We start from the raw sequence: 20,140 nt of genomic DNA, 5'->3' as shown, positions 1-20,140 counted from the left end.
CGGTGGACCTGCTCACCGACCCGGTCGCGCGGGCGGCCCTGCGCCGCTGCCAGGGCGAGGCCTGCCACCGGCTCTACCTGGACACCTCGCGCGGCGGGCGGCGGCGCTGGTGCTCCGGCGAGGTCTGCGGCAACCGCGAACGGGTCGCCCGGCACCGGCGCCGGACCATGGGGGCGGCCGACGGACGGGGTCCGGCGAAGGAGACTCCGCCCGGCGGGGAGTGAACCGGGCCCCGCACCCGCCCCGCCCCGGCACGCCCCGTCACGTCCCGTCACACCCCGTTCGGCACGACGCGCGATCGCCCCCCGGTCGGCAGGTGCGCTCGGGCCCCCCTTCGCTATAGGGTTGACGGCTGCCCAGTGCACGTCAGAAGGGGGCCTCGGTGGCCGCGCAGGATGCCGCTGTCGAATCGCTGCGGGACCGGGAAATCGGTGTCGAGCAGGAGCATCTCGACCGTGTTTATCACCGCCTCGAAGAGAAGATCCACGAGGCGGAATTTCTTATGGACGACGCCGTCAAGCGCGGCCAGGTCGGTACCCCCGGCGCGCTCGCGGAGCGGGACGCCCAGGTGTTCCGGGCGGGGATCCACCTCAACCGGCTGAACAGCGAGTTCGAGGACTTCCTCTTCGGACGGATCGACCTGCTGCTCGGCAAGGACGGGGAGCGCGGCCCGGACGGCGCGTACACCTCCGTCGAGCCGGCCGACGACACCGTACGGGAGGACGCCACCGCCGATATCGCGGAGACGCTCCACATCGGCCGGATCGGGGTCCTGGACTCCGACTACGCGCCGCTGGTGATCGACTGGCGGGCCCCGGCCGCCGCCCCGTTCTACCGCTCCACCCCGAAGGAGCCGGGCCGCGTCGTACGCCGCCGGGTCATCCGCTCCAAGGGCCGCAAGGTCCTCGGGGTCGAGGACGACCTGATGCGTCCGGAGCTGACCGCGTACCTGGACGGCGAGAAGCTGCCGGTGATCGGGGACGGCGCGCTGATGGCGGCGCTCGGCCAGGCCCGCAGCCACACCATGCGGGACATCGTCGCCTCCATCCAGGCCGAACAGGACCTGGTCATCCGGGCCCCCGCCGCCTCCGTCACCGAGGTCACCGGCGGCCCCGGCACCGGCAAGACCGCGGTCGCCCTGCACCGGGCGGCGTACCTGCTCTACCAGGACCGACGGCGGTACGCGGGCGGCATCCTGGTCGTCTCGCCCACCCCGCTCCTGGTCGCGTACACCGAAGGGGTGCTGCCCTCGCTCGGCGAGGAGGGCCAGGTCGCGATCCGCGCGGTCGGCTCGCTCTCCGACGACGCGGCGGGCCTCCAGGGCGCGACGACCTACGACGAGCCGGCGGTGGCCCGGATCAAGGGCTCCTCCCGGATGCTCCACGTGCTGCGCAAGGCCGCCCGGGGCGCGCTGGAGCAGGGCCGGCCCGCGGCGCCACGTGAGGAGGCGGGCCAGCTCTCCTTCGGCGAGGAGCCCGAGCAGGGCGCGGCTGCGGCGACCCCGAACCGGCTGCGCGTCGTCGCCTTCGGGGCCCGGGTCGAGCTGGAGGCCGACGAGCTCCAGCGCATCCGCCACAACGCGCTGGGCGGCACGGCCCCGGTCAACCTGCTGCGCCCGCGCGCCCGCAAGCTGCTGCTGGACGCCCTGTGGAGCAAGTCCTCCGGACGCGGCCGGTACACCGACCCCCAGCTGGTGGCGGAACTGCGCTCGTCGTTCGACGAGGACGTCTCCACCGAGACCCCGTTCCTGGAGTTCCTCGACGCCTGGTGGCCCGAACTGACGCCGCGCCGGGTGCTGGCCGCGATGGCCGACGAACGGCGCCTGGGGCGCTGGTCCCGGCGCATCCTCAACCAGGGCGAGGTGCGTCGCCTGGCCCGGTCGCTGAAGCGGCTCGACGCGGACGGCAACGGGCCGCTCTCGGTCCACGACGTGGCGCTCCTGGACGAGCTCCAGGCGCTGCTGGGCACCCCGAACAAGCCCCGGCGCAAGCGCGAGGCGGACCCGCTGGACCAGCTCACCGGTCTGGAGGAGCTGATGCCGCAGCGCGAGGAGACCCAGTGGGAGCGGGCCGAGCGGCTCGCGGCGGAGCGCACCGAGTACGCCCACGTCATCGTCGACGAGGCGCAGGACCTCACACCGATGCAGTGGCGCATGGTCGGCCGCCGGGGCCGGCACGCCACCTGGACGATCGTCGGCGACCCGGCCCAGTCCTCCTGGTCCGACCCGGACGAGGCGGGCGCGGCCCGGGACGAGGCGCTCGGCTCCCGGCCCCGCCGCCGCTTCACCCTCACCGTCAACTACCGCAACCCCGCGGAGATCGCGGAGCTGGCCGCGAAGGTGCTGGCGCTGGCGATGCCCGGGATGGAGTCCCCGGCCGCGGTCCGCTCGACCGGGGTGGTGCCCCGCTTCGAGCCGGTGCGCGAAGGGGACCTGGCCGCCACGGTCCGCGAGGAGGCCGCCCGGCTGCTCGCGGAGGTGGACGGCACGGTCGGCGTGGTCGTCGCGATGAACCGGCGCGCCCAGGCCCGCGAGTGGCTCGCGGAACTGGGGGAGCGGGTGGTGGCGCTGGGCAGCCTGGAGGCCAAGGGGCTGGAGTACGACGCCACGGTGGTCGTCTCGCCCGCGGAGATCGCGGACGAGTCCCCGGCCGGCCTGCGGGTGCTGTACGTGGCGCTGACCCGGGCGACGCAGCAGCTCACGGTGGTCTCGGGAGAGCGGGACATGCCGGACGAGGACGGGGTGCCGGACCTGCTGAGGGACTGACGCCGAAAGGGCTCGGCGAGTCAACCCGGCGCGCGGGAATCACTTCTCGGGGGTCTTTGTTACCTTGGTACTGGCACCGGCTCGATCCAAGCCCCCGGGCCCAACCTTCGTCGCTTCGAGCGACCACTTGCCGCGAGGCGAGCATGGCGGGTCGGTGCCACCTGGACGAAGAAGACAGACCCGCGTCACCTGCTGGTGGCGCGGGTCTGTTCTTGTTTTCACGGGCTCTGCTCCCGTTTCACGGGCTCTGTTCCGTGCTTCATGGGCCGCCCGGCCGGTTCGCGCCACGTTGGGGGTTCCGCCGAACGGGTAGTTTCTCGTATGGTGGAAACTACTTTCCGAAAGGCGGCAGTCATTACCGGCTACCAGCCAGTAGGTGCGACGATCGGGAAGCGTCTCCGGGGCGAGGGTTCCGGACATGCGGCAATGAAGCTAAGGAAAGCGAAGGACTCGGCCATGGCAACGGCGCCCAGCGTCTCGTACTCGATGACGGTCCGGCTGGAGGTGCCCGCGAGCGGCACCGCGGTCTCTCAGCTCACCACGGCCGTGGAGTCCTCCGGTGGCTCGGTCACCGGCCTCGACGTCACCGCCTCGGGCCACGAGATGCTGCGGATCGACGTCACCATCGCCGCCACCTCCACCTCGCACGCGGACGAGATCGTCGAAGGTCTGCGCGGCATCGAGGGTGTCACGCTGGGCAAGGTCTCCGACCGTACGTTCCTCATGCACCTCGGCGGCAAGATCGAGATGGCGTCCAAGCACCCCATCCGCAACCGTGACGACCTGTCGATGATCTACACCCCCGGCGTCGCCCGGGTCTGCATGGCGATCGCCGAGAACCCCGAGGACGCGCGCCGCCTCACCATCAAGCGCAACTCCGTCGCAGTTGTGACGGACGGCTCCGCGGTGCTCGGCCTCGGCAACATCGGCCCGATGGCCTCACTGCCCGTCATGGAGGGCAAGGCGGCCCTCTTCAAGCGCTTCGCGGGCATCGACGCCTGGCCGATCTGCCTGGACACCCAGGACACCGACGAGATCGTCGCGATCGTCAAGGCCATCGCCCCCGGCTTCGCGGGCATCAACCTGGAGGACATCTCCGCGCCGCGCTGCTTCGAGATCGAGGCCCGGCTGCGCGAGGCCCTCGACATCCCCGTCTTCCACGACGACCAGCACGGCACCGCGATCGTCGTGCTGGCCGCCCTCACCAACGCCCTGCGCGTGGTGGGCAAGAACATCGGGGACGTACGGGTCGTCATGTCCGGTGCCGGAGCGGCCGGTACGGCCATCCTGAAGCTGCTCATCGCCGCCGGCGTCAAGCACGCCGTCGTCGCCGACATCCATGGTGTGGTGCACGCCGGACGCGAGGACCTGGTCGCGGCCGACCCCGACTCCCCGCTGCGCTGGATCGCCGACAACACCAACCCGGAGGGCGTCACCGGCACCCTCAAGGAGGCCGTCGTCGGCGCCGACGTCTTCATCGGCGTCTCCGCCCCGAACGTGCTGAACGGCGAGGACGTCGCCGCGATGGCGGACGGTGCGATCGTGTTCGCGCTCGCGAACCCGGACCCCGAGGTCGATCCCGCGATCGCCCGTCGGACGGCGGCGGTCGTCGCCACCGGCCGCTCGGACTTCCCCAACCAGATCAACAACGTGCTGGTCTTCCCGGGTGTTTTCCGCGGCCTGCTGGACGCTCAGTCCCGCACCGTCAACACGGAGATGATGCTCGCCGCGGCCGGCGCGCTCGCCGACGTGGTCGCCGAGGACGAGGTCAACGCGAACTACATCATCCCCTCGGTCTTCAACGACAAGGTGGCGGGCGCGGTCGCCGGAGCCGTCCGGGCCGCCGCGAAGGCCGCCGCGGGCACCGGAGCAGCCCCCTCCACATCGGTCTGACCCCACCGTTTCGGGGGTCCCTCACGGGGCAGCCGCAGGACACCCCGGGCCGCACCCGCCCGTGCCGTACGGCGCGTCGCGGGTCGCGGCGCCCCAAACGCCCCTTTAGGGTGGGCGGGCAGTGGGCCCTGCGGGGCCCGGCATCCGCTGCGGACCGCTCGGCCAAGTCGACGGAGCGTCACCACGAGCAAACCGTGGCGCTTCTCATTGACCCCGAAGGGTTCCGGATTGGCTTTCCCGCCGCTGGTGGGGGCAGGATGCGTAATCGGGCGAGAGGGTCTGACATCAGACCCGGGTCCGGGGACTGTCAGAGGGCCCTGGCAGCATCGGCTTCGATCTCACGCCTCACAGGCAAGAAGAACACGGGAGTAACAACATGAACCGCAGTGAGCTGGTGGCCGCCCTGGCCGACCGCGCCGAGGTGACTCGCAAGGACGCCGACGCCGTGCTGGCCGCGCTCGCCGAGACCGTCGGTGAGATTGTCGCCAAGGGCGACGAGAAGGTCACCATCCCCGGCTTCCTGACCTTCGAGCGCACCCACCGTGCCGCTCGCACCGCTCGCAACCCGCAGACCGGCGACCCGATCAACATCCCCGCCGGCTACAGCGTGAAGGTCTCCGCGGGCTCGAAGCTCAAGGAAGCCGCCAAGGGCAAGTAACCCTCAACGGCGTAACAGAGGGCGGCCGCTCCCGACCGGGAGCGGCCGCCCTCGCGCATGCCGGAGGCACATGCGCCCCGCAGGAGCCCCCGTACCGTGCCCGGGGCATCGCGGGGGCTCCCGGGGGCGCGGAGGGCTCAGGGATGCATCCGCGCGCCCTTGAGGACCTTGACCACGGCGTTGCGCGGCCCGTACACGGCGAGACCCACCAGATCGAGCGCGTCACGCCCCACCGCCCGTACGGCCCCCCGGTTGTCCCGGTCGTTCCCCGTGCCGAACAGGTCAGCGGTGAACACGGCCGTCGCCAGCGACCGGGACAGCGCCCTGGCGTGCGCGGCGGTCAGGGTCTCCTTCGCCCCCTCGAAGACCAGTACGGGCTGCCGGAGCATCGGCAGGTACGCGGTGGAGTCGGCGTCCTCGTAGGGCTCGCCGATCACTTCGGGCACCGCCGTCCCCAGGCCGCTGACCAGAAAGGCGGTCACGTTCAGGCGCTGCCAGGACTCCAGGTCGTCACGGAGCAGTACCGCGACCTTCGTGTCGAAGCGGACAGGGGCCCCGCCGGCCGCCGGGGCCGCCGCGGTCGTGAGGGATGGCGTCGTCGTGGTTCTCATGGATCGAGACTGACCGGTGGGCCCGGGCGGGGTCTTGTACGTTCTTAGCGTGGTGCCACGGCAGGGGATTCATGACGTCGCGGCCTGGCGTCCGGCCGTCGCCGGTGTCGTGGAGGTCTTCCACGCCCGCTTCACCGGGCACGCCTACCCCATGCACGTCCACGACGCCTGGACGCTCCTGATCGTCGACGACGGCGCCGTCCGTTACGACCTGGACCGCCACGAGCGCGGCACTCCGGACGGCACGGTGAGTCTGCTGCCGCCGGGGGTCCCGCACAACGGCTCTCCCGCGACCGCCGACGGCTTCCGCAAGCGGGTGCTCTATCTGGACATGACACAGCTCGACGCGGGCCTCGTCGGGCCCGCCGTGGACACACCGGCCCTGGCCGACCCGCTGCTGCGCACCCGGGTCGGCCGGCTGCACACCGCCCTCGCCGACCCGGGCGACGCGTTCGAGGCGGAGAGCCGCCTGGCGTTCATCGGCGAGCGGCTGCGGGGGCACCTGCGCCCCGGGGACCTCCCGGCGGGCCGGGCGCCCGGCCGGGGCGTGGCACGGGATCTGCGCGAGCTCCTCGACGAACGGCTGTGCGAGGGCGTCACCCTGGCCGAGGCCGCCCGGCTGGTCCACGCGCACCCCGCCCATCTCGTACGGGCCTTCAGCGCGGCCTACGCCAACGCGCCGCACCAGTACGTGACGTCCCGCCGCGTCGACCGGGCCCGGCGGCTGCTGCTCGACGGGATGCCGCCCGGCGAGGCGTGAGCCGCCGTCGGCTTCCACGACCAGTCCCACCTCACCCGGCACTTCAGGCGGATCGTCGGCACCACCCCGGGTCGCTATGCCCGTCATGCCCGCCCACAAGGCCTTCAGGTGCCTTTCTGACGCCCGACAGCACGCCGCCCCGGCTCCGAGTCCGGAACCGGGGCGGCGGGCCGCTCACGCGGGAACCGCGCGGTGTGCGCAGTGCTGTGTGCGGCAGCACTGTGCGGCCTTCACGGCGCACGGGGACGGTCAGACGAGCGAACCGCCCGGCAGTTCGACCTTCGCGCCGAGCTTCTCCAGCTTCTCCATGAAGTTCTCATAACCGCGGTTGATCAGGTCGATGCCGTGCACCCGGGAGGTGCCCTGCGCCGCCAGCGCCGCGATCAGGTACGAGAAGCCGCCCCGGAGGTCCGGGATGACCAGGTCGGCGCCCTGGAGCTTCGTCGGTCCGGAGACGACCGCCGAGTGCAGGAAGTTGCGCTGTCCGAAGCGGCAGTCCGAACCGCCGAGGCACTCGCGGTACAGCTGGATGTGCGCGCCCATCTGGTTGAGCGCGGAGGTGAAGCCGAGCCGCGACTCGTACACCGTCTCGTGGACGATCGACAGACCCGCGGCCTGCGTCAGCGCGACGACCAGGGGCTGCTGCCAGTCCGTCTGGAAGCCGGGGTGCACGTCCGTCTCCAGCGCGATGGCGTTCAGCGCGCCGCCCGGGTGCCAGAACCGGATGCCCTCGTCGTCGATCTCGAAGGCCCCGCCGACCCGGCGGAAGGTGTTCAGGAAGGTCATCATCGAGCGCTGCTGGGCGCCGCGCACATAGATGTTGCCTTCGGTCGCCAGCGCCGCCGACGCCCAGGAAGCCGCCTCCAGGCGGTCCGGGATCGCCCGGTGGGTGTATCCGTCGAGCTTGTCGACACCGGTGATCCGGATGGTCCGGTCGGTGTCCACGGAGATGATCGCGCCCATCTTCTGCAGTACGCAGATGAGGTCCTCGATCTCCGGCTCGACGGCCGCGTTGGACAGCTCGGTGACGCCCTCGGCGAGGACGGCGGTGAGCAGCACCTGCTCGGTGGAGCCCACCGACGGGTACGGCAGCCGGATCTTGGTGCCGCGCAGCCGCTGCGGGGCCTCCAGGTACTGGCCGTCAGCCCGCTTCTCGATGGTCGCGCCGAACTGGCGCAGCACCTCGAAGTGGAAGTCGATCGGCCGGCCGCCGATGTCGCAGCCGCCCAGGCCCGGGATGAAGGCGTGGCCGAGGCGGTGCAGCAACGGGCCGCAGAACAGGATCGGGATGCGCGACGAGCCCGCGTGGGCATCGATGTCGGCGACGTTCGCCGACTCGACGTGCGAGGGGTCGAGGATCAGTTCGCCCGGCTCGTCGCCGGGCCGGACGGTCACGCCGTGGAGCTGGAGGAGCCCCCGGACCACCCGTACGTCACGGATGTCGGGAACATTGCGGAGGCGGCTGGGCCCGCTGCCGAGCAGCGCGGCGACCATGGCCTTCGGCACCAGGTTCTTGGCGCCTCGGACGCGGATCTCGCCCTCCAGCGGGGTTCCGCCGTGGACAAGCAGGACATCGTCTGTGCCGGTCATGTATCTCGCGTTCCGGAGTGGTCGGGCAGGGGGCCAACGAAAAGGGTAATGGCCTCCTACCCCCCTTCCGTAAGGCGAAGGGGGGTGTACGAACGTCATGAATCCGCCACAGCACCCTCCGCGCATCCGATCTTGCGGAGGGTTACCGTCCGGATGGCCCACCGCGCGCCCGCCCGACGGTGCGCTCCCCATGCCTCCGTGCGCCCTGAGCTGCGCTCGCTCTCCTGAGGGCGGCATCACGGCCACTCGGCCCCCGTGAAGGGTGAAGATGCGGGATCATTCCTGCCATGACGGAGGTGTCCTCGCTCACAGGGCGGCTGCTCGTGGCCGCACCCGCCCTCACGGACCCGAATTTCGACCGGGCGGTGGTGCTGCTCCTCGACCACGACGAGGAGGGCTCCCTCGGCGTGGTCCTCAACCGCCCGACCCCGGTCGGCGTCGGCGACATCCTCGCGTCCTGGGCCGGTCTGACCGGCGAGCCGGACGTCGTCTTCCAGGGCGGCCCGGTCTCGCTCGACTCCGCGCTCGGCGTGGCGGTGATCCCCGGCGACGAGGGACCGCTCGGCTGGCGGCGGGTGCACGGGGCGATCGGCCTGGTCGACCTGGAGACCCCGCCCGAGCTGCTGGGCCCCGCCCTCGGTTCGCTGCGGATCTTCGCCGGATACGCGGGCTGGGGCCCCGGTCAGCTGGAGGGCGAGCTGAACGAGGGCAGGTGGTACGTGGTCGAGTCGGAGCCCGGCGACGTCTCCTCCCCGCGCCCGGAACGGCTCTGGCGCGCGGTGCTCCGCCGCCAGCGCAGCGAGCTGGCGATGATCGCCACGTATCCGGACGACCCTTCGCTCAACTGAGCGACGAACCGTCGCTCGGCCGAGGGGCGCCCCGTCGTTCACCTGGGGGACGAACCTTCGCCCGACCGAGGGTGGCCCTTCCCTCAACCGGAGGCCGTCTCTTTCAGTACCCTTGGCGGTTATGAGCACTCTTGAGCCCGATCGCGGGGCAGGTACGGGGACCCTCGTCGAGCCGACGCCGCAGGTGTCGAGGGGCGACGGCGACCACGAGCGCTACGCCCATTACGTCCAGAAGGACAAGATCATGGCGAGTGCCCTGGAGGGCACTCCCGTGGTCGCGCTGTGCGGGAAGGTCTGGGTGCCGGGGCGCGACCCCAAGAAGTACCCGGTCTGCCCCATGTGCAAGGAGATCTACGAGTCCATGGGCGCCGGCGGCGACAAGGACAAGGGCAAGGGCGGCGGCAAGGACAAGAAGTAGGTCCGGACCTCGCTTGCTGTCAGGCCCCCGGGGCGTGCGACACCGCGCGCCCCGGGGGCCTTCCGCATGCCCGGTCACCCCGGGTGACCGGGTGGTCGCGTTGCACGGGCTGCATCCGCTGGTCACAGAGTGGTCGAGACCACTTGTCGTCGCCGGAACGCGGATCTACTCTCCTGCCAGTTGTGCAGAACGAAACGCACGTTGCACATGATGCAACGCATGACCGGTAGGGGTTCCGGATGAAGCTTTCTGCCCGAATTGCCGCCCCGGCTGCGGCGCTTGTGCTGGCCGGCCTCACCGCCACCGCCTGCGCGCCGCAGACCTCCGACACCAGTGCGAAGGGTGACGAGAAGAGCGGCACGCTCCGTGTCTGGCTCTTCCAGGAGGTCGGCAACAAGCCCAAGGAGAAGGTCGTCGACACGGCCGTCGCCGAGTTCGAGAAGGCCCACGAGGGCGCGAAGGTCGAGGTCGAGTACATACCGGTCGACACCCGCGCGCAGCGGATCAAGGCCGCTTTCAACGACCCCAAGAGCGCCCCGGACCTCATCGAGTACGGCAACTCCGACACCGCCGGATACGTCAAGGACGGCGGACTCGCGGACATCACCGAGGAGTTCGGCGCCTGGGACGAGGCCAAGGACACCGACCCGATCGCCAAGCAGTCCGTCACCGTCGGCGGCAAGGTCTACGGCGCGCCCTTCTTCGTCGGCGTCCGGGCCCTCTACTACCGCACCGACGTCTTCGAGGACCTCGGCATCGAGGCTCCCAAGTCGCAGGCCGAACTGATCTCCACCGCGAAGAAGATCCGCAAGGCGAAGCCCGACCTCTACGGTCTCGCGGTCGGCGGCGCGTACACCTACGGCGCGATGCCCTTCATCTGGGCCAACGGCGGCGAACTCGCGGGCGAGAGCGGCGGGACGTACAAGTCGGGCATCAACAGCGAGAAGTCCCGCAAGGGCATCGAGGCCTACACCTCCCTCTTCGGCGACGACAACTGCCCGGCCGCCAAGTGCGCCTCCATGGGCGGCAATGCCACCGTGACCGCCTTCGCCTCCGGCAAGGCCGCCATGGCCATCGGCGGCGACTTCAGCCACGCGGCCGTCGAGGCCGGTGCGGTCAAGGGCAAGTACGCCGTCGTCCCGCTGCCCGGCGTCGCCGAGAACTCCATCGCCCCCGCCTTCGCGGGAGGCAACAACCTCGGCATCCTCAAGAGCAGTTCGCACCGCACCCTCGCCGTCGACCTGATGAAGTCGCTCAGCGGCAAGAAGACCCAGGCCGCGATGTTCGACGCGATGGGCTTCCTGCCCACCTACTCCGACGTCCTGGACAACGCCGCGAAGAAGGAGCCCTTCGTCGCCCCGTTCGTCCAGACCCTGGGCGCGGGGGCCAAGTTCGTCCCCGCCTCGCCCGCCTGGGGCCAGATCGACGCCTCGCTGATCCTGCCGACGATGTTCCAGGAGATCGTCTCCGGCCGTAAGGACGTGGCCCGGGCCTCGGACGACGCGGCGAAGAAGATGGACGCCGCCTTCACCGACGCGGGCTGACGATGACCACGCACACCACCTCGCTCAAGGCGCCGCCCGCGGCCGGGAAGGGCGGCGGCTCCCCGGCCGCCCGCCCGCCCCGGCGCGGCCGGTCCGTCTCGCCCGCGAACCGCTCCGGCTGGACCCCGTGGCTCTACCTCCTGCCGGCGCTCGTCCTGCTCGCCGGGCTGCTGGTCTACCCGATCTACCAGCTCGGCCTGATCTCGTTCCTGGAGTACACCCAGGCCCAGGTCAGCGGCGGCGAACCCACCACCTTCCAGGGCTTCGGCAACTACGCCACCCTCTTCAACGACAGCCAGTTCTGGCAGGTCCTCCTCGCCACCGTGGTCTTCGCCGCGGCCTGCGTGGTGTCCACCCTGTTCGTCGGCTGCGCCCTGGCCGTCATGCTCACCCGCATCCGCGCCCTGCCCCGGCTCGCGCTGATGATGGCCGCGCTCGGCGCCTGGGCCACCCCCGCGATCACCGGCTCCACCGTCTGGGTCTTCCTCTTCGACCCCGACTTCGGACCGGTCAACAAGGTGCTGGGCCTCGGCGACTTCTCCTGGACGTACGGGCGCTACAGCGCCTTCGCCCTGGTGCTCCTCGAAGTCCTGTGGTGCTCGTTCCCGTTCGTGATGGTCACCGTGTACGCGGGCATCCGGGCCATCCCGACCGAGGTGTTGGAGGCCGCCTCGCTGGACGGTGCGTCCCAGTGGCGGATCTGGCGCACCATCATGGCGCCGATGCTCAAGCCCATCCTGATCGTCGTCACCATCCAGTCGATCATCTGGGACTTCAAGGTCTTCACGCAGATCTACGTCATGACCAACGGCGGTGGCATCGCCGGCCAGAACCTGGTGCTCAACGTGTACGCGTACCAGAAGGCGTTCGCGTCCTCGCAGTACAGCCTCGGATCCGCGATCGGCGTCGTGATGCTGGTGATCCTGCTGGCCGTCACGCTGGTCTATCTGCGCCTGGTGAGGCGCCAGGGAGAAGAACTGTGAGCGCGACCACCGACCGTGCCGTCCCCGAACCTGCCGTCCCCGGACCTGCCGTACCCGGACCTGCCGTACCCGACCGCCCCGTACCCGACCGTCCCGTGCGCGGCGGCACGCGCGGCGGCGGCATCGCCCAGATGCTGCGCGTCAAACGGCCCGGCAGGCTGGCCGCGGAGGCCGCCGCCCTGCTGATCGCCGTCGCGGTCGCCTTCCCCCTCTACTGGATGGTGCTCTCCGCCTTCAAACCGGCCGGGGAGATCCAGTCCACCGACGCTCGCCCCTGGACGCTCGCCCCTTCGCTCGACTCGTTCCGCCGGGTCTTCGAACAGCAGGACTTCGGGCGCTACTTCCTGAACAGCCTGCTGGTGGCGGGCACGGTCGTCATCCTCTCCGCGCTGATCGCCTTCCTCGCCGCCACCGCGGTGACCCGCTTCCGCTTCAAGTTCCGCACCACGCTGCTGATCATGTTCCTGGTCGCGCAGATGGTGCCGGTCGAGGCGCTGACCATCCCGCTGTTCTTCCTGATGCGGGACTTCGGCCAGCTGAACACGCTCGGCTCGCTGATCCTGCCGCACCTCGCCTTCTCGCTGCCGTTCGCCATCTGGATGCTGCGCGGCTTCGTCAAGGCCGTCCCCGAAGCCCTGGAGGAGGCCGCCTACATCGACGGGGCCAGCCGCACCCGCTTCCTGTGGCAGATCCTCTTCCCGCTGGTCTTCCCGGGCCTCGTGGCGACCAGTGTCTTCTCCTCCATCACCACCTGGAACGACTTCCTGTTCGCGAAGTCGTTCATCATCAGCGACACCTCCCAGTCGACGCTGCCCATGGCGCTGCTGGTCTTCTTCAAACCGGACGAGAACGACTGGGGAGGGATCATGGCAGCCTCGACGGTGATGACCATTCCCGTACTGGTCTTCTTCGTACTCGTACAGCGACGCCTCGTCTCCGGACTGGGCGGAGCGGTAAAGGACTGATGTCATGACACCCGAGAACACGGACACCGTGGACACCGCGGCTCTCGGTCTGATCCCGGCTCCGCGCACCCTGACGACGGCCCCTTCCGGGCGGCCGTACCCGCTGGGCCCGGAGACCCCGCTGACCGCCGCACCGGGCACGGAGGACGTCGCCCGCTGGCTGCGCACCACGCTCGGCGCGGCCACCGGACTGTCGCTCGCGGAGGGCACGGGCGACCGCGGCATCGTGCTCGCCCTCGACGGGGAACTGGCCCCCGAGGCCTATCGCCTCGCCGTCGAGACCGATGCCGTACGCCTCACGGGCGGCAGTGCGGCGGGCGTCTTCCGAGGCGCGCAGACCCTCCGTCAGCTCCTCGGCCCGGACGCCTTCCGGAGGGCGCCCCTCGCCGCGGACCGCGCCTGGGAGGTCCCGGCGGTCGTCGTCGAGGACGAACCCCGCTTCGGCTGGCGCGGCATGATGCTCGACGTCTCGCGGCACTTCCTGCCCAAGGACGACGTCCTGCGCTACCTGGACCTGCTGGCCGCCCACAAGCTGAACGTCTTCCACTTCCACCTCACCGACGACCAGGGCTGGCGCATCGAGATCAAGCGCTACCCGCGCCTGACCGAGGTCGGCTCCTGGCGCTCGCGCACCAAATACGGCCACCGGGCCTCCGAACTGTGGGACGAGACCCCCTACGGCGGCTTCTACACCCAGGACGACATCCGCGAGATCGTCGCCTACGCCGCCGAGCGGCATATCCGGGTCGTCCCCGAGATCGACATCCCGGGCCACTCGCAGGCGGCCATCAGCGCCTACCCCGAGCTGGGCAACACCGACGTCATCGACACCACCGCCCTCTCCGTCTGGGACACCTGGGGCGTCAATCCGAACGTACTCGCCCCCACCGACGACACCCTGCGCTTCTTCGAGGGCGTCCTGGAGGAGGTCCTGGAACTCTTCCCCGCCGCGACCTCGCCCTTCGTCCACATGGGCGGCGACGAGTGCCCCAAGGACCAGTGGAAGCAGTCGCCGCTCGCCCAGGCCCGGATCGCCGAACTCGGCGTGCAGGACGAGGACGGGCTCCAGTCCTGGTTCATCCGGCACTTCGACGCCTGGCTCGCCGAGCGGGGCCGCCGCCTCATCGGCTGGGACGAGATCCTCGAAGGAGGCCTCGCCGAAGGGGCCGCGGTCTCCTCCTGGCGCGGTTACGGCGGCGGCATCGCGGCCGCCGAGGCCGGGCACGACGTCGTCATGTGCCCCGAGCAGCAGGTGTATCTGGACCACCGTCAGGACGGCGGCCCCGACGAGCCGATGCCCATCGGATACGTCCGGAGCCTGGAGGACGTCTACCGCTTCGATCCCGTCCCGCCGGGCCTGAGCGAGGAGGCGGCCCGTCACATCCTGGGCACCCAGGCCAACGTCTGGACCGAGGTCATGCAGAACCGGGCCCGCGTCGACTACCAGGTCTTCCCGCGCCTCGCCGCCTTCGCCGAGGTCGCCTGGTCCGCCCTGCCCGCCCCGGCCGACCGGGACTTCGCCGCCTTCGACGCCCGGATGACGGCCCACTACGCCCGGCTCGACGCCCTCGGCGTGGACTACCGCCCGCCGGGCGGCCCGTACCCCCGGCAGCAGCGCCCCGGCATCCTCGGCCGCCCGCTCGACGGAGTACCGCCCGTGGTGTGACCCCCGCACCGCACCGCCCCGCCCGGCCGCGGCCGTCCTCCGGGACCGCCGCGGCCGGCGCGCGTCCGGGGCCAACAGCACTGCCGGCACGCGCCGGAGCGAGGCCGCGAACCGCATAAGTCGTACAAGCCTCGCTGAAGAGTGGCAATTCACCCTCCCTGCCGAAGAAGGGCGAAACCGGAACATCCAGCAGGTCAGGGACGGATCCACCCTTCGTGGACCCTCGCGACGGTCCGATCGGAAGATGTGCCAGAGTTGCCACGTCCGGGCTGTGAACACGTACCGTACGGCGGAACAGGCGGGACAGCCGGGAGACCGGGAAGGGGCAGCTGGGTTGACCACGCACGCACCGCAGACGATGCAGTCGGTGACGCTGCCGGCCTCGTTGGACGAGGCCGTGGCGGCACTCGGCGCCATGCCCGCGGCCGTTCCGGTCGCGGGCGGCACGGACCTGATGGCCGCCGTCAACAAGGGGCTTCTGCGCCCCTCGGGCCTGGTCGGCCTCGGCCGGATCAGCGAGCTGCGCGGCTGGCACTACCAGGACGGCCACGCCCTCCTCGGCGCCGGACTCACCCACGCCCGCATGGGGCGCCCCGACTTCGCCGCCCTGATCCCGGCCCTCGCCGCCTCCGCCCGCGCCGCGGGACCGCCGCAGATCCGCAACGCCGGCACGCTCGGCGGCAACATCGTCACCTCCGCGCCCACCGGCGACGCCCTGCCGGTGCTGGCCGCGCTGGAGGCCGAGCTGGTCATCGCGGGCCCCGGTGGCGCCCGCCGCGAGATCCCCGTCTCCCACCTGCTGGCCGGCCGTGAACTGCTGGAGCCCGCGGAGCTGATCGGCTTCGTCCGCGTACCGCTGCTGCACGCTCCGCAGGTGTTCCTGAAGGCCACCGGCCGCACCGGCCCGGGCCGCGCCACCGCCTCGGTCGCCATCGTCCTGGACCCGGCCCGCCGCGGTGTGCGCTGCGCGGTCGGCGCCATCGCCCCGATGCCGCTGCGCCCGCTGGAGGCGGAACGCTGGATCGCCTCGCTGATCGACTGGGACGGCGAGCGGGGCCTGGCCCCCGACGCTCTGGCCGCCTTCGGCGAGTACGTCGCCGCGGCCTGCATCCCGGACCACGCACCACCGGACGACGGAACAGAGGCCCCGCCGCTGTCCCCGGCCGTACTGCACCTGCGGCGCACCGTCGCCGCGCTCGCCCGACGCGCGCTGGGGAGGGCACTGTCGTGAGCAATGAGGAATTCCCCGACCAGCAGGGGCGGCAGGGCCACTCCGAGGGCCCGGACCCCCGCTACGGCGGCTGGGAGCCGACGCCGCAGGGCGACGGGTACGACGCCGACGCCACCGCGTTCGTCCACCTCCCGCCGGAGGACCTGGCGAACATCCCGCTGGCCGCGCCCGGCCAGGGGTACGTCCCGCCGATGATCCTGCCGTTGACCCCGGCCGCGGGTCTGGACCCGGCGGCGACGGGCAGCTGGGTGCTCCAGACGCAGACCCAGCAGGCACAGGCCGAGCAGCGCGCCCAGGAGGCCGCCGCCCAGCAGCCCGGCGCGGTCCACTGGCCGGACCCGAACCAGCAGGGCGGGCAGGGCGGATACCAGGGCCCCTACCAGGACACGTCGCACTCCACGGCCCAGTGGAACTTCACCGAGGCCTTCGGGACGGCGGCGGTTCCGGAGGCGTCGACGGCTCCGGAGGCGACCGCGGGCCCGGGGGCGGGGACGCTTCCGGAGGCCGGGCACTTCGACCACCCGGACCGGGCAGGCCACGACGTTCCTGCCGACCACACCGGTCATACCGACCACACCAACCACGCCGACCACACCAACCACGCCGACCACACCAACCACGCCGGCCATACCGGCCAGTGGACGATCCCGGTGGCAGACGGGGATCTCCCGGACGAATCGGGCGAGTTCCTGGCCTCGGCGCACACGCCGCAGTGGTACGCGGACAGCACGCGCCCGGCGACGCTGCCCGGCGGTGCGCCCGCTCCCTGGGCCACCCCGGAACCGGAACCGGAACCGGAACCGGCGGCCGACCCCGTACCCGTGGCGGAGCAGACCCCGGAAACGGAACCGGAGACGGACGAACCGGCGACGGACGAACCGGCGACGGGCGAACCGGCAGAACAGACAGCTCAGCCGGCGGGCGGGGAGACCTCCGCCACCCCCGCCACCACCGCCGACATCGACGACCCCGCCGCCGAGGAAGCCGGGACGGCACCCGACGCGGCACCCGCTCCCGAGGCCGACGTGAACGTGGCACCGGGCGCGGCCCCGGAAACGGACCCGACTCCGGAAGCGGAAGCGGAAGGCGCCCCCGCCCCCGTCCTCCTCGACGCACCGAGTCAGCACCCGTCCGCGTCCTACCTGCTCCATGTGAACGGCGTGGACCGCCCGGTCGCCGACGCCTGGATCGGCGAGTCCCTGCTCTACGTGCTCCGCGAGCGCCTCGGTCTGGCCGGGGCCAAGGACGGCTGCTCGCAGGGTGAGTGCGGCGCCTGCAACGTCCAGGTCGACGGCCGGCTGGTCGCCTCCTGCCTGGTCCCCGCGGCCACGGCGGCGGGCAGCGAGGTGCGTACGGTCGAGGGCCTCGCCGTCGACGGCGAACCGTCCGACGTCCAGCGGGCCCTGTCCGCCTGCGGAGCCGTCCAGTGCGGCTTCTGCATCCCCGGCATGGCGATGACCGTCCACGACCTGCTGGAGGGCAACCACGCCCCCAGCGAGCTGGAGACCCGCCAGGCACTCTGTGGCAACCTCTGCCGCTGTTCCGGCTACCGGGGCGTGCTCGACGCGGTAGCTGACGTCGTCGCGGCCCGCGAGGCGAGCGCCGAGGCGGCCACGGTGGCCCAGGACGAGGCCCGCATCCCGCACCAGGCCGAGCCCGGCGCCGGCGGCGTGCAGCAGGGGCCCCACCCGCACGAGGGAGAGGCGCTGTGAGGCACGCCCGCGGCCCCGCCGTACGACAGCAGCACCACGCGAACGACAAGGAGGCGGCGTGAGCGGCGACGCGGCCAACGCGACCAGCACCAGCCTGCCCAGGATCGACGCCATGGGCGGCGGACCGGGCGCGGGTTCCGGCCCCGACGAGGCGCAGCCCCTGCTGGGCCTCGGCGCCTCGCTGCCGGCCGCCGACGCCCGTGCGAAGACCGAGGGCACCTTCCCGTACGCCGCGGACCTCTGGGCCGAGGGCCTGCTGTGGGCGGCGGTGCTGCGCTCCCCGCACCCGCACGCGCGGATCCTGTCCATCGACACCTCGGGGGCCGAGGAGATGCCCGGGGTGCGGGCGGTCGTCACGCACGAGGACGTGCCGGGGGACAGCAACTACGGCCGCCACGTCGTGGACCGCCCCGTCTTCGCCTCCGACCTGGTCCGCCACCACGGCGAGGCGATCGCCGCGGTCGCCGCCGACCACCCGGACACCGCGCGGCTGGCCGCCGCCGCCATCGCCGTACGGTACGAGGTGCTGGAGCCGGTCACGGACCCGGAGAAGGCGTTCGCGGCCGAGCCCCTGCACCCCGACGGCAACCTGATCCGGCACATCCCGCTGCGCTACGGCGACGCGGAGGCGACGGGCGACGTCGTCGTCGAGGGCCTGTACCGCATCGGCCGCCAGGACCCGGCCCCGATCGGAGCGGAGGCCGGCCTCGCCGTGCCCCGCCCGGACGGCGGCGTGGAGATCTACACCGCCTCCACCGACCCGCACACCGACCGCGACCTGATCGCCGCCTGCTTCGGCCTGGAACCGGACCGGGTCAAGGTCGTCGTGACCGGGGTGCCGGGCGCGACCGGCGACCGCGAGGACCCGGGGTTCCAGATCCCGCTGGGGCTGCTCGCGCTGCGCACCGGCTGCCCGGTGAAGCTGGCCGCGAGCCGCGAGGAGTCCTTCCTCGGCCACACCCACCGCCACCCCACGCTCCTGCGCTACCGCCACCACGCGGACGCGGAGGGCCGGCTGGTCAAGGTGGAGGCACAGATCCTCCTGGACGCGGGCGCGTATGCCGACGCCTCCTCGGAGTCGCTGGCCGCCGCCGTGGCCTTCGCCTGCGGCCCGTACGTCGTCCCGCACGCCTTCATCGAGGGCTGGGCGGTCCGGACGAACAACCCGCCCTCGGGCCATGTGCGCGGCGAGGGCGCGATGCAGGTCTGCGCGGCGTACGAGGGTCAGATGGACAAGCTGGCCGCCAAGCTGGGCATCGACCCGGCCGAGCTGCGCCTGCGCAACACCCTCTCCACGGGCGACATCCTGCCCACGGGCCAGACGGTGACCTGCCCGGCCCCCGTGGCCGAACTGCTCCAGGCCGTCCGCGACTACCCCCTCCCCGCTCTCCCCAAGGACGCCCCGGAGGACGACTGGCTGCTGCCGGGCGGTCCCGAGGGCGCGGGGGAGCCCGGGGCGGTGCGCCGGGGCGTGGGCTACGGCCTGGGCATGGTCCACATGCTCGGCGCCGAGGGCACGGACGAGGTCTCCACGGCCACGGTCCGGGTCCACGACGGTGTGGCCACGGTGATCTGCGCGGCGGTGGAGACGGGCCAGGGCTTCACCACGCTGGCCCGCCAGATCGTCCAGGAGACCCTGGGTATCGAAGAGGTCCATGTGGCCGCCGTCGACACCGACCAGCCCCCGGCGGGCCCGGCGACGCACGGCCGCCACACCTGGGTGTCGGGCGGGGCGGTGGAGCGCGCGGCGAAGATGGTCCGCACCCAGCTCCTCCAGCCGCTGGCCCACAAGTTCGGCATGTCCACGGAGCTGCTCCAGATCGCCGACGGCAAGATCACCTCGTACGACGGAGTGCTGTCCACGACGGTCACCGAGGAGCTGGACGGCAAGGAACTCTGGGCCACCGCCCAGTGCCGCCCCCACCCCACGGAACCGCTGGACGAGTCCGGCCAGGGCGACGCGTTCGTCGGCCTCGCGTTCTGCGCGGTACGGGCGGTGGTCGACGTCGACATCGAGCTCGGCTCCGTCCGCGTGGTGGAGATGGCGGTCGCCCAGGACGTCGGCCGCGTCCTGAACCCGGCCCAGCTGGCGATCCGCATCGAGGCGGGCATCACCCAGGGCATCGGCGCCGCCCTCACGGAGAACCTCCGCACCGCCCGCGGCCTGATCCGCCACCCCGACCTGACCGGCTACGCGCTCCCGACCTCGCTGGACGCCCCGGACATCCGCATCGTGAAACTGATCGAGGAACGTGACGTGGTGGCCCCCTTCGGCGCGAAGCCGGCCTCGGCCGTCCCGGTCGTCACCGCCCCGGCGGCGGTCGCCTCGGCGGTCCGCTCGGCGACGGGCCGCCCGGTGAACCGCCTGCCCATCCGGCCGCAGGCGGCGGTGGCGACGCCCAAGGGCTGACCCGCAGTCGGCAGCGGCGGCGGTCCCGGCTCAGCAGGGCCGTCGTCGACGGTGGCGGAGAGGTCGTACGCCCCCGAAGGGAAAGCC

General features: G+C 72.0%; 15 protein-coding genes and 1 pseudogene. 14 read left to right on the top strand and 2 right to left on the bottom strand.

Translation table 11 applies throughout. The features are described 5' to 3' along the window. The 4 genes from CR470_RS08245 to CR470_RS08230 form a co-directional block, all read left to right on the top strand. A partial coding sequence (locus CR470_RS08245) for a CGNR zinc finger domain-containing protein (protein WP_143663790.1) occupies window positions 1-224 on the top strand: 224 nt, incomplete at its 5' end. 158 nt (window positions 225-382) lie between these two features. Beyond that, a complete protein-coding gene (locus CR470_RS08240; protein WP_097866901.1) occupies window positions 383-2,764 on the top strand; it encodes a HelD family protein in 2,382 nt (793 codons plus the stop codon). A gap of 456 nt (window positions 2,765-3,220) precedes the next feature. Further along, window positions 3,221-4,657 carry an NAD-dependent malic enzyme gene (locus tag CR470_RS08235; protein ID WP_097866900.1) on the top strand — a complete coding sequence of 479 codons (1,437 nt, stop codon included), beginning with the start codon at window positions 3,221-3,223 and terminating at the stop codon, window positions 4,655-4,657. Window positions 4,658-5,033: 376 nt separating this feature from the next. Beyond that, window positions 5,034-5,315, top strand: coding sequence for an HU family DNA-binding protein (locus CR470_RS08230; RefSeq protein WP_003968811.1), 282 nt, complete (start codon window positions 5,034-5,036; stop codon window positions 5,313-5,315). Between the two features lie 137 nt (window positions 5,316-5,452). On the opposite strand, the gene CR470_RS08225 is transcribed toward CR470_RS08230, so the two are convergent. Next, a complete protein-coding gene (locus CR470_RS08225) occupies window positions 5,453-5,926 on the bottom strand; it encodes a DUF2000 domain-containing protein (RefSeq protein ID WP_097866899.1) in 474 nt (157 codons plus the stop codon). Window positions 5,927-5,975: 49 nt separating this feature from the next. Between CR470_RS08225 and CR470_RS08220 the strand changes: the two are divergent. Beyond that, window positions 5,976-6,806 (top strand): annotated as a pseudogene (locus tag CR470_RS08220) (AraC family transcriptional regulator). A 129-nt stretch (window positions 6,807-6,935) separates the two neighbouring features. Here the strand turns inward: CR470_RS08220 and murA are convergent. Next, the gene (gene murA, locus CR470_RS08215; protein ID WP_097866898.1) at window positions 6,936-8,276 is read right to left on the bottom strand and encodes a UDP-N-acetylglucosamine 1-carboxyvinyltransferase; all 1,341 of its coding nucleotides are present in this window, start codon (window positions 8,274-8,276) and stop codon (window positions 6,936-6,938) included. Between the two features lie 287 nt (window positions 8,277-8,563). Between murA and CR470_RS08210 the strand changes: the two genes are divergently transcribed. The 9 genes from CR470_RS08210 to CR470_RS08170 all read left to right on the top strand — a co-directional run bounded on the left by CR470_RS08210 (window position 8,564) and on the right by CR470_RS08170 (window position 20,053). Further along, window positions 8,564-9,124 (top strand): YqgE/AlgH family protein, encoded by a 561-nt coding sequence (locus tag CR470_RS08210; protein WP_097866897.1) that lies wholly within the window; start codon window positions 8,564-8,566, stop codon window positions 9,122-9,124. Between the two features lie 121 nt (window positions 9,125-9,245). Next, a complete protein-coding gene (locus CR470_RS08205) occupies window positions 9,246-9,542 on the top strand; it encodes a DUF3039 domain-containing protein (RefSeq protein WP_006124925.1) in 297 nt (98 codons plus the stop codon). A gap of 239 nt (window positions 9,543-9,781) precedes the next feature. Continuing rightward, window positions 9,782-11,086 carry an extracellular solute-binding protein gene (locus CR470_RS08200; protein WP_097866896.1) on the top strand — a complete coding sequence of 435 codons (1,305 nt, stop codon included), beginning with the start codon at window positions 9,782-9,784 and terminating at the stop codon, window positions 11,084-11,086. Window positions 11,087-11,088: 2 nt separating this feature from the next. After that, window positions 11,089-12,069 carry a carbohydrate ABC transporter permease gene (locus tag CR470_RS08195; protein ID WP_097866895.1) on the top strand — a complete coding sequence of 327 codons (981 nt, stop codon included), beginning with the start codon at window positions 11,089-11,091 and terminating at the stop codon, window positions 12,067-12,069. Between the two features lie 131 nt (window positions 12,070-12,200). Next, a complete protein-coding gene (locus CR470_RS08190) occupies window positions 12,201-13,034 on the top strand; it encodes a carbohydrate ABC transporter permease (protein ID WP_097866907.1) in 834 nt (277 codons plus the stop codon). Between the two features lie 4 nt (window positions 13,035-13,038). Beyond that, complete coding sequence (locus tag CR470_RS08185) at window positions 13,039-14,700, top strand: beta-N-acetylhexosaminidase (protein WP_097866894.1); 1,662 nt, start codon at window positions 13,039-13,041, stop codon at window positions 14,698-14,700. A gap of 334 nt (window positions 14,701-15,034) precedes the next feature. Then, window positions 15,035-15,931 (top strand): FAD binding domain-containing protein, encoded by an 897-nt coding sequence (locus tag CR470_RS08180; RefSeq protein WP_179892183.1) that lies wholly within the window; start codon window positions 15,035-15,037, stop codon window positions 15,929-15,931. After that, window positions 15,928-17,643, top strand: coding sequence for a 2Fe-2S iron-sulfur cluster-binding protein (locus CR470_RS08175; protein WP_097866893.1), 1,716 nt, complete (start codon window positions 15,928-15,930; stop codon window positions 17,641-17,643). Before CR470_RS08180 ends, CR470_RS08175 begins: the two co-directional genes overlap by 4 nt. A gap of 58 nt (window positions 17,644-17,701) precedes the next feature. Next, window positions 17,702-20,053, top strand: coding sequence for a xanthine dehydrogenase family protein molybdopterin-binding subunit (locus CR470_RS08170; RefSeq protein WP_179892182.1), 2,352 nt, complete (start codon window positions 17,702-17,704; stop codon window positions 20,051-20,053). Window positions 20,054-20,140: the final 87 nt, after the last annotated feature.

The sequence above is a fragment of the Streptomyces sp. rh34 genome, from assembly GCF_002551245.1.
Taxonomy (GTDB): Bacteria; Actinomycetota; Actinomycetes; order Streptomycetales; family Streptomycetaceae; genus Streptomyces.
This window is presented reverse-complemented; position numbering and strand designations above follow the sequence as displayed.